Below are 12,967 nucleotides of genomic sequence, written 5' to 3' on the forward strand. Positions count from 1 at the left end.
GTGCGAGAATAAAAAGAGACGTCTAGATGTCACGGCGGTGGGGCTCGCCGTACCCAACCTCGGACCTCCGACAACAGTCCCTACCTGTAGGCGCGAGCACGCCCGAAAGGTAGGAATAGATCATGAACGCCACCACCACGGTCGGCTCAGCCGCTGCGCAGCCACTTCCTGCCCGCCCCTCGGCCGCGAACGTGCGCTGCCGCCTCGCCGTGACCGCTCAGCAGGTTCCCGGTGGTGACGGCAGAGGATGACCGACGCGAACCCTGACGCGACGGCCGTACGGCCGATCTATCTGCAAGGGTGGGCGCTCGCTCTCGTCTTCATTGGCGGCACTTTCGGCGCGGGCACCCGTGAGGCGCTCACGCTCGCGTTCGGCACCGACAGCCAGATCCCCTGGGTGATCTTCGCGATCAACCTCACCGGCGCATTGCTGCTCGGCGTCCTGCTTGACAGCCTCGCCCGTCGTGGCCCTGACCACGGACGACGTCGTGGGCTGCGGTTGCTGATCGGAACGGGATTCATGGGCGGGTTCACCACGTACAGCACTCTCGCCGCCGGTACGGCGAGCCTGCTGCGATCCGGAGCCATCACGGCCGGTATCGGTTATGCGATGGGCACGGTGCTGCTCGGCGCAGTGGCCACCTGGGTGGGTGTAGCGCTCGCCGCCCGGGCGCACCGCCGGCGGGAGGCGCCGTCATGACCCCGTTGCTTTTTCTCGGGCTGTCGTTGGCGGGCGGGCTCGGCTCGGCGTCCCGGTTCCTGCTGGACGGGGCGATCCGGGCGCGCACCCGTGGCGTGCTGCCGATCGGCACTATCGTGATCAACCTCAGTGGCTCGTTACTGCTGGGCCTACTCACTGGGGTGGTGTCAATGCAGGTGCTGCCTAAATCGGTCGGCCTCGTCATCGGCGTCGGGTTCCTCGGCGGCTACACCACCTTCTCCACCGCGAGCTTCGAAACAGTCCGGTTGTTCCAGGAGCGCAAGTGGGTTGCCGGTGGCCTCAACGGGATCGGCGTGGTGGTGGCAACGACGGCGCTCGCGGCCGTGGGGCTGTGGCTCGGTAGTTCCTGGTAACGCCCCCTGCGGACGCATATCCGGCAAGTTCGTGCCGCGGACCGGTATCGTTGGTCGTTGCCGAGTCAAGAGAATGCGGAGTGGTCAGTGCATCTGAAGAGCCTCACGGTCAAGGGCTTCAAGTCCTTCGCGTCGGCGACGACGCTGCGGCTCGAACCCGGCGTCACGTGCGTAGTCGGCCCGAACGGTTCCGGGAAGTCGAACGTCGTTGACGCGATCTCCTGGGTGCTCGGTGAGCAGGGTGCGAAGGCGCTGCGTGGCGGCAAGATGCAGGACGTCATTTTCGCCGGCACGGCCGGCCGAGCACCGCTCGGCCGCGCGGAAGTCACGCTGACTATCGACAACTCGGACAACGCCCTGCCGATCGACTACACCGAGGTATCGGTGACTCGCCGGATGTATCGCAGCGGCGAGAGCGAGTATGAGATCAATGGCGATCGTTGCCGCCTGATCGACATCCAGGAATTGATGAGCGATTCAGGTATCGGCCGCGAGATGCACGTCATCGTCGGTCAAGGCCAACTCGATTCCGTGCTGCAAGCGCGTCCGGAGGATCGCCGCGGGTTCATCGAAGAGGCGGCCGGCGTCCTCAAACACCGCAAGCGCAAGGAAAAGGCACTGCGCAAGCTCGACGCGATGATGGCTAACCTGACGCGCGTCAGTGATCTGACCGACGAACTACGTCGCCAACTCAAACCCTTGGGCCGGCAGGCGGACGTCGCGCGGCGGGCCGCGACTATCCAGGCGGACGTTCGGGACGCGCGACTACGGTTGCTGGCCGACGAATTGGCTACGTTGTCCTCGACCGTGGAGCGCGAAGTCGCCGACGAGACCGCCCTGCGGCGGCGCCGCACGGAGGTCGAGGAAGAGCTCGCCACAGCCAGCCGCAGCGAGAACGACCTCGACGCCGCGCTCGCTGCCGACGCCCCCGCCCTGGCCGAAGCGCAGGATGCACACTTCCAACTCGCTGGGATCGCCGAACGTCTACGCGGCACGATCCAACTCGGCGCCGAACGTCACCGCAACCTCAGTGCGCCATTGGAGGATCCGGCCAGCAGCAGAGACCCGGATGAGTTGGAGCGGCAGGCGGACACCTTCGCCGCTGAACTGGCGGTGATGCAGCAGCAACTCACCGCCGATCGCGCACGCTTGAGCGAGATCGGCGAGGAGAAGAACACCGCCGAGGCCGCGCTCAAGGCCGAAGAGGAACGGCACGTTGCGGCGGTCCGCGCCATCGCGGATCGACGTGAGGGCTTAGCCCGACTTGTTGGGCAGGTCAACACGCTGGAGGCGCGAGTCAGCGGGGCGGATGACGAAATCACGCGGTTGAGCGCTGCGGCAGCTGAAGCCACCACCCGTGCTCGGGATGCCGAGGAGAAGCTGGCGACGCTGCAGAATTCCGTCGGCGACCTCGATGAGGGGGAGCACGGACTGGACGAGCGGCACGAAAGCGCCGAGGCAGCACTCGGCGCCGCCAAGACTCGACTGCGCGAATTACGTGACGCGTCCCGCGAAGCCGAGCAGGAAGCCAAGAGTTTTCAGGTACGCCGAGACGCGTTGGCTGTCGGCCTCAAACGCAAGGACGGCACCGCGGATCTGCTGGAGGCGGGCGACCGGCTGCCGGGTGTACTTGGCGCGCTGTCGAATCTGATCCAGGTCACGCCTGGCAGTGAAGCGCCCGTGGCCGCGGCGCTGGGGGTATTTGCCGAGTCGGCCGTCGTACGCGGTGCCCAGGACGCTGCCGAAGCGATCGGCATGCTGAAGGAGTCCGACGGCGGCCAGGTCTCGATCCTGCTCGCCCGGGCCGACGACGCACAGCGCGGCGCATTGCCCGCGCTTCCGGACGGCGCGCGGTGGGCGATCGATGACGTCACCGCCCCGGGGGACCTCGCCGACGCCGTCGCCTCGCTGCTGCACGGCGTCGCCATCGTTGCGGACCTGCAGGCGGCGGCCAGGCTCGCCGAGAGCCACCCGCAGGTGCGTGCGGTCACCGCAGACGGCGACCTGATCGGTCGAGGCCAGGCACGTGGCGGGTCCGCCTCGGCTCCGTCCACGATCGAGGTACGCGCCGCGGTCGATGAAGCAGAGGCCGCAATGAAGGCCGCGCAGCGACGCGTCGACGAACTGAGCGTCCAGATCGAGCGGGCTGTCGCCACGCAGCAGGACGCCGCGACCGAAGTTGCGGCCGCTCTCGCGGCACTGCATGAATCCGATGCGCGGATCAACGCAGTCGCCGAGGAACTGGCGCAGTTCGGCTCCGCCGCGCGTAATGCCGCCGCCGAGGCCGACCGGCTCGAGCGTCAGCGCGAGCAGTCCGAGCACAAGGCATCGCAGGCGCGAGACAGCCTTGCCGAAATGACAGAACGGCTACGACTAGCGCAGGAGGCGCCCACCGAGTCCGAACCGTCCACCGAGGAACGTGACCGGCTCGTTGTTCTGGTCGGAAACCTCCGCCAGCAAGAGGTCGACGTCAGCCTCGGCGTACGCACTCAGGAAGAGCGCGTCCAATCGCTGACTGGCCGAGTGTCGTCGCTGCGGCGAAATGCGCAGAACGAACGTGCCGCGCGCGCCCGCCTAGCCACTCAGCGTGAACAGCGAGAACGCGGGGCCGCCGTCGCCAAGGACGTCGTGGCTGCGGCTGAGGCCGTGCTGGCTCATCTGCAGGTCTCCCTGGAGCGCGCGCAACAGGAACGCGACGCCATCACCGCAGCGCGAGCTGAGCGCGAGGAGGCGTTGCGCGCCGTGCGTACCCGGATTCGTGAACTGGGCACCGACCTGGAACGGCTCACGGACAAGGTGCACCGCGACGAGGTCGCGCGCGCCGAACAGCGACTGCGCATCGACGCGCTCAGCGAGAAGGCCAGTGAGGAATTCGGCGTCACCGTCGAGGCACTGATCGCCGAGTACGGCCCACAGCAACCAGTACCGCCGACTGCCGCGATGCTCGCCGACGCCGAGAACAAGGGCGAACCGGCGCCCGCGCCGACGCCGTACGACCGGGATGTGATGCAGAAGCGAGCTCGGAAGGCGGAGAAAGATCTGGCGTTGCTCGGAAAGGTCAATCCGCTCGCGTTGGAGGAGTTCGCCGCGCTGGAGGAGCGTCATCAGTTCCTCTCCGATCAGCTCGAAGACCTCAAAGCCACCAGGCGGGACCTGCTGACCGTGGTCTCGGATGTCGATGCCCGAATCCTCGAAGTGTTCACCGCCGCGTACGAAGATGTGGCTCGTGAGTTCGAGATCGTGTTCGCGACGTTGTTCCCGGGCGGCGATGGCCGGCTCGTACTCACCGATCCGGACAACATGCTCACCACCGGCATCGAGGTCGAGGCTCGTCCGCCGGGCAAGAAGATCAAGCGGCTGTCGTTGCTGTCCGGTGGCGAGCGTTCGCTGACCGCAGTTGCGTTGTTAGTGGCGATCTTCCGAGCCCGTCCCAGCCCGTTCTATGTGATGGATGAGGTCGAGGCGGCGCTCGATGACGTCAACCTGGGCCGGCTCATCACGTTGTTCGAGCAACTGCGCGACACCAGCCAACTGATAATCATCACCCATCAGAAGCGGACCATGGAGATCGCGGACGCGTTGTACGGCGTCACCATGCGCGGCGATGGCATCACGCAGGTGATTTCGCAGCGTATCCGCGAACCCGAGACTGTCGCCTGAGTCAGCGCAGGCACCCACCCGACCCGACGGCGGCTACGCCCGCCGGATACGTCCTCTGGAAGGATGCACGCCATGGAATGGCTCTATATATCGCTGGCCCTACTCGTCGTCATCATCGGCGGCGGATACGCGTACATCGCGAGCAAGGGCCGCAAGGTGATGAAGCTGGAGGACAAACCAGAACGCTCCAGCGCCGCACCGAAGCAGGGCTCCGCGACGGCGGTCGCCGAACGGACATCCCCGACCGTCCAGTCGCCGCCGAAGCCGGTAGACGAGCCGCCCGCGCCGGCCGCTGAAGCCCTCACTGCCGATGAGTCGCCGGATCAGACCGCCGCGCTCGCCGAACCAACCGAAGAAATCACCGCCCCCGACAGCCCGGCGGACCTCGACACCGCGGCTCCGGCGGATCCCACGATCACTACGCCTGCCGAGCCCGAGACGAAGGCGACCCCCGAGCCGGAGCCAGAACCGGCGCCGGAGGAGCCGGTACTGGACACGCCGCCGTCCACCAAGGGACGAATGGGGCGCCTGCGCGAACGTCTGGCGCGATCCAACAGCGCCTTCGGACGTGGTTTGCTCGCCGTTATCTCCAAAGATGAAATGGACGAGGACGACTGGGAGGACCTCGAGGACTCGTTACTGCAGGCGGACGTGGGTGTCGCGGCGTCCACGCATATCGTCGAACAACTGCGCACCAAGGCGATGTCGGTGGGCGCGTCGAGCGCCGGACAGATCAAGACCCTGCTGGCCGACGAACTCGTTGAATCCCTCGATGAGTCGATGGACCGCACCCTGCACAGTTCCCGCTCCGATGGCACCCCAGGCGTTGTCATGGTCGTCGGTGTGAACGGCACCGGCAAGACCACCACCTGCGGAAAGCTCGCCCGTGTGCTCGTCGGTGACGGCAACACCGTACTGATGGGCGCCGCCGACACCTTCCGTGCGGCGGCAGCCGACCAGCTCGCCACCTGGGGGGAGCGAGTCGGTGTGGACGTCGTCCGCGGGCCGGAACAGGCCGATCCGGCCTCGGTCGCGTTCGACGCGGTCAAGGCCGGTAAAGAGCAGGACGTCGACACCGTGTTGATCGACACCGCCGGTCGACTCCACACCAAACAGGGGTTGATGGACGAACTCGGAAAGGTCAAACGTGTCGTCGAGAAGCACGGACCGGTCGACGAGACGCTGCTGGTGCTGGACGCAACGACCGGACAGAACGGTCTGATCCAGGCAAAAGTGTTCACCGATGTTGTCGATATTACCGGCGTCGTGCTCACCAAACTTGATGGCTCCGCCAAGGGCGGCATCGTGATCGCGGTGCAGAAAGATCTCGGCGTACCGGTCAAATTCGTCGGTATGGGGGAGGGCAAAGACGATCTGATCCCGTTCGTTCCCCGTGAGTTCGTCGACGGTCTGCTGCAGACCGGCGCGTAGTCGGACGGTAGATCGCGTCACAGCGGCGTTGAGGGCGATTGCGCTGAACGCCGCTGTTGCCCAAGGCGTGGAAGAATATCCCGAGTGCCGATAGTGGCGCGTTGCCGAGGCATGGACGCCCATTACACGAAAGAGATCGATGTCGAACTCGCAGAACAAGCGAAACGTCAAGGCGAACGGTTCGTCCGGTGCGTCCGGTGGCGGTAAGAGCAACTCGACCGGCCCGAAAGTCGGTAACCGCAAGCCGCCGGCGAAGAACAAGGCCATCGCAGACGCGCGGAAGGCGGCGTCCGGTGGTAACCGTCAAACGGCGGTCTGGATCATCGCCGCCGTCGTGGTCGTCGCGCTCGCGGCCGCCGGCATCTACGCGGTGACCAAGAGCAACAGCGACAAGGAAGCGGCGGCCGCCGCACGCGATCTCGGTGCCGGAACGGTCAGCGTTGAGGACGGCACGATTACCTGGGGTGAGGACGACGCGCCCGCGAAGGTCGACTACTGGATCGACCTGCTCTGCCCGGCCTGCCGTCAGTTCGAGGAGAATGCCTCCGCGACGATGGAAGACGCCGTGAACGCCGGTGACGCGCAGCTCGTCGTACACCCGACCGCGATTCTGAACAACAACTCCAACCCGGCTGGATACTCCGCGCGCGCGACCGAAGCGTTGCTGTGCGCGGCAGACCAGCCGCAGGGCTACAAGTTCATGAAGCAGCTGTACGAACAGCAGCCGCCGGAGGGCGGCCCGGGACTCAGTGACGCGGAACTTGCCGACATCGCCAAGGAGGTAGGCCTGTCCAACGCGTGGAACGAATGCTATGAGTCGGACGAGTTCGCGGACGTAGCGGAGGCCAACACTCAGGCGTTCAGCGAGAACGGGTACCCGGGAACGCCCACGGTGCTGGTCAATGGTGAGCAAATCACCTCCAACAACCCGGCCGACCTCAAGAACGCTATAGACAACGCGGCGGCCTAGCCGCGCTTAGGCTGGTTCTTCGGGCCCGGCCACTTCACCTCAGGAGCAACTTTCGTGTTCGACACCCTGTCCGACCGCCTGGAGAAGGTCTTCTCCGGTTTACGCAGCAAGGGACGCCTCACCGAGGCGGACATCAACGCCACCGCACGCGAGATTCGCATCGCGCTGCTGGAGGCCGACGTCGCGCTACCGGTCGTCAAGGCGTTCATTCGGGCGGTCAAGGACCGGGCGCTCGGCTCGGAGGTATCGAAGGCGCTGAATCCGGCGCAGCAGGTCATCAAGATCGTCAACGACGAGTTGATCGCGATCCTCGGCGGCGAGACGCGACGGTTGCAGTTCGCCAAGACGCCGCCCACCGTGATCATGCTGGCGGGTCTGCAGGGTGCTGGTAAGACCACCCTCGCCGGTAAGCTGTCGCGCTGGTTGCGCGAGCAGGGGCACTCGCCGATGCTGGTTGCCGCCGACCTGCAGCGCCCGAATGCGGTCACCCAGTTGCAGGTGGTCGGCGGGCAGGCCGGGGTCACGGTCTATGCGCCCGAGCCCGGTAACGGTGTCGGCAACCCGGTTCAGGTCGCCCGGGAGTCGCTGGAAGAAGCCAAGCGGCAGATGAATGACATCGTCATCGTCGATACCGCTGGACGCCTCGGCGTCGACGCCGAGATGATGCAACAGGCCATCGACATCCGTGAGGCCGTACAGCCCGACGAGATCCTGTTCGTCATTGACGCGATGATCGGTCAGGACGCGATCAACACCGCCGAGGCATTCCGCGACGGTGTCGGATTCACCGGTGTCGTCTTGTCCAAGCTCGACGGTGATGCGCGCGGTGGCGCGGCGCTATCGGTGCGCTACGTGACCGGCCAACCGATCATGTTCGCCTCGACCGGCGAGAAACTCGACGACTTCGATGTGTTCCACCCCGAGCGGATGGCCTCGCGCATCCTCGGGATGGGCGACATGCTCACGCTCATCGAGCAGGCGCAACAGACGTTCGATGAGGACGAGGCCGAGCGGATGGCGCAGAAGGTCGCCTCCGGAAACAAATTCACCCTCGAAGACTTCCTCGAGCAATTGCAGGCGATTCGCCGAATGGGCCCGCTGCAGAACCTGCTCGGTATGCTGCCGGGCGCCGGCCAGATCAAGGACCAACTCAACAACCTCGACGACAACGATCTCGACCGCACCGCGGCGATCATCCGCGGTATGACGCCCGGTGAGCGCGCCGACCCGAAGATGATCAACGGCTCACGGCGCTTGCGCATCGCCAACGGTTCGGGCGTCACCGTCTCGGAGGTCAACAACCTCGTCACGCGGTTCTTCGAGGCCCGCAAGATGATGACCCAGATGTCCGGTGCGATGGGCCTCGGCGGCGGTAGCAGTATCAGCCGCAAATCGCGCAATGCCAAGAACAAAAAGGGTGGCAAGAAGGGCAAAGGTAAGAAGGGGTCGAACCGTCAGAATCGGCCACAGATGCCGCCGGGATTCGGTGGGATGCCCGGCTTGCCGCCTGGAGCACTACCAGGCGGGTTCGGTGGGCTTCCCGACGGATTGCCGGAGTCGCTCGGCGGCTCGAAGGATTCGAAGCTACCGGATCTGTCAAAGCTCAACCTGCCGAAGGAATGAGCACGAGTACATGACAGCCCTGCGCTTCACTGGCGTTCTCCTGCCCACTGACGTTGAACGTGACCTGTACGTCGTCGATGGACGCATCACTTTTGACCCGGTGCCTGGGGCCGAAACCGTCACGCGGCGCGGATACATCGTGCCTGGACTCGTCGACGCTCACTGCCATTTGTGGAACTCACCGGATGGGTTCGTGCAGGCCGACGACGTCCCGAAGCAGCGCCTGAACGCTCAGCTCACCCGAGACGGCGGCGCGACTCTGATCCGTGACTGCGGCAGTCCGTACGACCTCGGTTGGATGAACGACGAACCCGACCTGCCGGAGGTAATCCGCGCAGGCAAGCACATCGCCCAGGACAAGCGCTATATCGCGGGCGTCTACACGCATACCGAACCGGTGGACCTCGCAGCCCAGATGACGGTAGAGGCGCGCCGTGGCGATGGCTGGGTGAAGATTGTCGGCGACTGGATCGACCGCGGCGTGGGTGATCTTGCGCCGCTGTGGGAGTTGCCTGAACTGCGTGCGGGGATGGTCGCAGCGCATGAAGCGGGGGCCAGGGTCACCGCGCACACCTTCAGCGAACAGGCGCTGCCTGATCTGATCGCCGCTGGGATCGACTGCATCGAACACGGCACCGGAATCACCGATGAGATCATTGCGTCGATGCGCGAGCATGGCACCGCGCTCGTACCGACGGTGGTCAATATTCGGAACTTTCCCTCGATTGCCTCCGGCGCAGGGAAGTACCCGGTGTATGCCAAACACATGCTCAACCTGCACGAGCAGCACCCGCAGCGGTTACGGGCGGCGTACGAGGCAGGCATCGAAATGTTCGCCGGGACCGACGCCGGTGGTGGTATCGCGCACGGCTCCATCGCCGAGGAAGTGCTTGCGCTGAATGGGATCGGCATGTCGCCGTACGACGCACTAGGGGCAGCTTCCTGGCGTGCCCGCGAATGGCTCAGACGGCCAGGCCTCGTCGAGGGAGCTCCGGCCGACTTCGTCTGCTTCGAACGCAACCCACTCGATGATTTAAGCGTGCTACGCACGCCCGAGCGCGTGGTCCTCGGCGGAGTCATCTACTAACCCCAGGTACACCGCGCTCGGTGAACGTGTCGGTCTCGTACATACCCGGCACCGACCGCCTACCAGGGCTGCTCGCCGACAACACCGCGCTCAACAGTTTCGCCGACTTCCTCAGCCTCGGGCCCAGCCGGGGTGCAGGTCACGGCCGGCTGCCCATTACGATCGTTCGCATGGCGAAACGCGTTCTCACTCCGCAGTCCGAAGACTTCCCCCGTTGGTACCAGGACGTCATCTCGAAAGCGGAGATGTCCGACAACGGGCCGGTCCGCGGCACGATGGTGATCCGGCCGTACGGCTACTCCATCTGGGAACGGATGCAGGACGCGATGGACGCGCGGATCAAGGCCGCCGGCGCTAAGAACGCCTACTTTCCGCTGTTCATCCCGGAGTCCTACCTGACGCGTGAAGCTGAGCACGTGGAGGGTTTCAGCCCAGAACTCGCTGTAGTCACGCACGCCGGTGGCAAGCAGTTAGAGGAACCCGTCGTGGTGCGCCCGACCTCCGAGACCGTGATCGGCGAGTTCATGGCCAAGTGGGTCAATTCGTATCGCGACCTCCCGCTGCTGCTGAACCAGTGGGCGAATGTGGTGCGCTGGGAGTTGCGGCCACGCACGTTCCTACGGACGTCCGAGTTCCTCTGGCAGGAGGGGCACACCGCGCACACCACCGAGCAGGACGCTGCGGACTACGCCGCGAAGATCCACCGCGAGGTGTACGAGGACTTCATGGTCAACGTGCTCGCGATGCCGGTGATCCGCGGCCGCAAGACCAATGCGGAGCGGTTCGCCGGCGCGACGAACACCCTCGCGCTGGAGGCGATGATGCGCGACGGCAAGGCGCTGCAGATGGGCACCTCGCACGAGTTGGGTCAGAACTTCGCAAACGCGTTCAATATCAAGTATCTGTCCGCCGACGGAAAGCAGGAGACCTGCTGGACGGCGTCCTGGGGTACGTCGACCCGGATGATCGGCGGGTTGATCATGACGCATGGTGACGACAATGGCCTGCGGATCCCGCCGGTCCTGGCGCCTATTCAAGCCCTCGTGATGATCGTGAAGGACGGCGACGGGGTAACCGAGGCTGCCGCCCGGATCGTGGCAGACCTCAATGACGCCGGCGTCCGGGTCGAGTTGGATGATCGCACCGATACCGCGTTCGGCCGCCGCGCCGTGGACGCCGAGCTGAAGGGTATTCCGCTGCGGATCGAGGTCGGTCCGCGCGATGTCGCCGAAGGCAAGGTGACGATCGCGCGCCGGATCATCGGCGGCAAGGACCCGGTTGTGCTGGAACAGATCGCGACGTACTGCACCGATGCGCTGCAGGCCGACCAGCGGGCCCTGTACGAGGAGGCCCTGCAGCGTCGCGACGAACTTACGGTCGATGTGCAGACCGTCGATGAGGCCGAGCAGGCGGCGCAGAACGGGTTTGCGCGCATCCCGTGGGCGACGCTGGGTACCGAAGGGGAGAAGAAGCTCGCGGCGTCGGCGATCACCGTGCGTTGTCTGGTGCGCCCAGACGGCGAGATCCCGACATCAGATGACGAGGACGGCGCGATCGCGATCGTCGCACGCGCGTACTAACCAGCCCAACCACCACGGGAGGCAATCGTGTTGGACGACTTTTCGACGTACGAACGCCTGTCGATCGAGCCAGACGGCGCCGTGCTGAGGGTGTGGCTCGATCGCCCACATAATCTCAATGCGCTCGATCCGCAGACCCTCGAAGAGATCACTCGGCTGTACACCGCCGTGCATCAATTCGACGAGATCCGGGTCATCGTCCTCGGCGGGCGAGGGCGCGCCTTCAGCGCGGGCGCTGACCTGAAGAATCATCCGTCCCGGCCGGCGCCGGACGATCCACCGCGCAAGCACCGCTGGATCGCGCAGACCGGGCACCGCGCCATTCAGGCGATCCTGGACTGCCCGGCGATCACCGTGGCGAGGCTGCACAATCACGTCATCGGCGGCGCTGTGCTGCTGGCGGCGGCGAGCGATTTTCGGATCGGCGCCGATGACACGGTGTTTCGGTTGCCTGAGGTCGAGATCGGCCTGCCGTTGTCCTGGGGCGGTACGCCGCTACTGATCAACGAGATCGGTGCCGCGCGTGCCCGGGAAATGATCGTGATGTGTAGGCCGTTCCCGGCCGAGGAAGCGCACCGGCTCGGCCTCCTGCACAGCGTCGTACCGGCCAACGACGTCGATGCCGAGGTCGACCGGTGGGTCGAGCGGCTCCTGTCGTTGCCGCATTACCCGGTGGAAGCGAGTAAGCATCAGTTTCAGCGGTACGCCGCAGCGCAGCGGATGGCCGACCTGTCACAGACGGACGCCGACGTCTACCAAGCTTCGCTGCCGCGGATCCAACAGGGGCCGCTGCGGTAGCACGCTACGACACGCGCGGCCGCGGACCCGGCGGAGAAGTAGGTACCGCCAAGTCCGCGCCGATGCAGTGACCTATCGCAGTGGGATACCGAGGATGCCCTCGAGGTCGCTGATCGCCTGCTCGGCGCCGAGCACCTTGATCGTTTGCATGCCCATCGCCTTGGCGGGTTTGAGGTTGATCCCCAGATCATCGAGATACACGCACTCGTCCGGCTGGACGCCGAGGGTCTCGCACGCTGTCGTGTAGAACTTCGGCTCTGGTTTGCGGAAACCGACCTTGCTGGATTCAATGATGGCCTCGAACCGCGCGTACACCTCGGTCACGTCGGCGCGCTCGTTGGCCGTCGGGTCGATCTTGTCGCTCTTGCTGACGTTGTTGGTCAGGCACGCGGTGCGGTAACCGGCCTCGATCACCTTGTCGAGGGCGCGGACCATTTCCGGGCGCACCTGGCCGGCCAGCAGCGCAAGCACATCGGCGCCACGGACCTCGTGCCCGAGCGCGGCTGACTCTTCGGCGAAAGCGACGTCAAACTCGCCGTGGTTGACCTCCGACCGCTCCAACCGTGCCCACGCGTTCGCATCGGGATTGGTCGCGTTCACGGTCCGGATGAAGTCGGCCGGAAGCCCGTGCTGCGCCTCGTATTCGTTGAACGCATCGAACGGGCTCGACAGGATGACCCCGCCGAAATCCCACAGTACGGCCTTGATGTCCTTCGCTTCAGTCATGCGGACACCCTACGGAAC

11 protein-coding genes are annotated in these 12,967 nt (G+C 65.5%); 10 read left to right on the top strand and 1 reads right to left on the bottom strand.

Going from position 1 to position 12,967, the window contains the following annotated elements; translation table 11 throughout:
- The first annotated feature begins 122 nt into the window (after window positions 1–122).
- The 10 genes from E1H16_RS18905 (at window position 123) to E1H16_RS07565 (ending at window position 12,223) form a co-directional block, all read left to right on the top strand.
- Window positions 123–251, top strand: coding sequence for a hypothetical protein (locus E1H16_RS18905; RefSeq protein ID WP_279586362.1), 129 nt, complete (start codon window positions 123–125; stop codon window positions 249–251).
- Window positions 248–700 (top strand): fluoride efflux transporter FluC, encoded by a 453-nt coding sequence (locus E1H16_RS07525; protein WP_208378919.1) that lies wholly within the window; start codon window positions 248–250, stop codon window positions 698–700. Before E1H16_RS18905 ends, E1H16_RS07525 begins: the two co-directional genes overlap by 4 nt.
- Window positions 697–1,074 (top strand): fluoride efflux transporter CrcB, encoded by a 378-nt coding sequence (crcB, locus tag E1H16_RS07530; protein ID WP_134323094.1) that lies wholly within the window; start codon window positions 697–699, stop codon window positions 1,072–1,074. Before E1H16_RS07525 ends, crcB begins: the two co-directional genes overlap by 4 nt.
- Before the next feature lie 87 nt (window positions 1,075–1,161).
- Complete coding sequence (smc, locus tag E1H16_RS07535) at window positions 1,162–4,734, top strand: chromosome segregation protein SMC (protein ID WP_134323501.1); 3,573 nt, start codon at window positions 1,162–1,164, stop codon at window positions 4,732–4,734.
- A gap of 72 nt (window positions 4,735–4,806) precedes the next feature.
- A complete protein-coding gene (gene ftsY, locus E1H16_RS07540; protein WP_243837770.1) occupies window positions 4,807–6,165 on the top strand; it encodes a signal recognition particle-docking protein FtsY in 1,359 nt (452 codons plus the stop codon).
- A 139-nt stretch (window positions 6,166–6,304) separates the two neighbouring features.
- On the top strand, window positions 6,305–7,135 hold the full coding sequence (locus E1H16_RS07545) for a DsbA family protein (protein WP_134323095.1): 831 nt from the start codon (window positions 6,305–6,307) through the stop codon (window positions 7,133–7,135).
- A 54-nt stretch (window positions 7,136–7,189) separates the two neighbouring features.
- Window positions 7,190–8,758, top strand: coding sequence for a signal recognition particle protein (gene ffh, locus E1H16_RS07550; RefSeq protein ID WP_134323096.1), 1,569 nt, complete (start codon window positions 7,190–7,192; stop codon window positions 8,756–8,758).
- A gap of 10 nt (window positions 8,759–8,768) precedes the next feature.
- Window positions 8,769–9,845, top strand: a complete 1,077-nt coding sequence (locus tag E1H16_RS07555; RefSeq protein ID WP_134323097.1) for an amidohydrolase family protein — start codon at window positions 8,769–8,771, stop codon at window positions 9,843–9,845.
- A 170-nt stretch (window positions 9,846–10,015) separates the two neighbouring features.
- Window positions 10,016–11,425, top strand: a complete 1,410-nt coding sequence (proS, locus tag E1H16_RS07560; protein ID WP_134323098.1) for a proline--tRNA ligase — start codon at window positions 10,016–10,018, stop codon at window positions 11,423–11,425.
- Window positions 11,426–11,452: 27 nt separating this feature from the next.
- Window positions 11,453–12,223: an enoyl-CoA hydratase/isomerase family protein gene (locus tag E1H16_RS07565; RefSeq protein WP_166741665.1), complete on the top strand. Its 771-nt coding sequence runs from the start codon at window positions 11,453–11,455 to the stop codon at window positions 12,221–12,223.
- Window positions 12,224–12,295: 72 nt separating this feature from the next.
- On the opposite strand, the gene E1H16_RS07570 is transcribed toward E1H16_RS07565, so the two are convergent.
- On the bottom strand, window positions 12,296–12,949 hold the full coding sequence (locus E1H16_RS07570; protein WP_134323100.1) for an HAD-IA family hydrolase: 654 nt from the start codon (window positions 12,947–12,949) through the stop codon (window positions 12,296–12,298).
- Between the last annotated feature and the right edge of the window lie 18 nt (window positions 12,950–12,967).

The sequence above is a fragment of the Cumulibacter soli genome (assembly GCF_004382795.1).
GTDB lineage: Bacteria > Actinomycetota > Actinomycetes > Mycobacteriales > Antricoccaceae > Cumulibacter > Cumulibacter soli.

Excerpts from the sequence above, each read along its gene's own strand:
- crcB (WP_134323094.1), top strand. The coding sequence starts at position 697 with ATGACCCCGTTGCTTTTTCTCGGGCTGTCGTTGGCGGGCGGGCTCGGC.
- E1H16_RS18905 (WP_279586362.1), top strand. The coding sequence starts at position 123 with ATGAACGCCACCACCACGGTCGGCTCAGCCGCTGCGCAGCCACTTCCT.
- E1H16_RS07570 (WP_134323100.1), bottom strand. The coding sequence starts at position 12,949 with ATGACTGAAGCGAAGGACATCAAGGCCGTACTGTGGGATTTCGGCGGG.
- E1H16_RS07555 (WP_134323097.1), top strand. The coding sequence starts at position 8,769 with ATGACAGCCCTGCGCTTCACTGGCGTTCTCCTGCCCACTGACGTTGAA.
- E1H16_RS07525 (WP_208378919.1), top strand. The coding sequence starts at position 248 with ATGACCGACGCGAACCCTGACGCGACGGCCGTACGGCCGATCTATCTG.
- E1H16_RS07545 (WP_134323095.1), top strand. The coding sequence starts at position 6,305 with ATGTCGAACTCGCAGAACAAGCGAAACGTCAAGGCGAACGGTTCGTCC.
- ftsY (WP_243837770.1), top strand. The coding sequence starts at position 4,807 with ATGGAATGGCTCTATATATCGCTGGCCCTACTCGTCGTCATCATCGGC.
- proS (WP_134323098.1), top strand. The coding sequence starts at position 10,016 with ATGGCGAAACGCGTTCTCACTCCGCAGTCCGAAGACTTCCCCCGTTGG.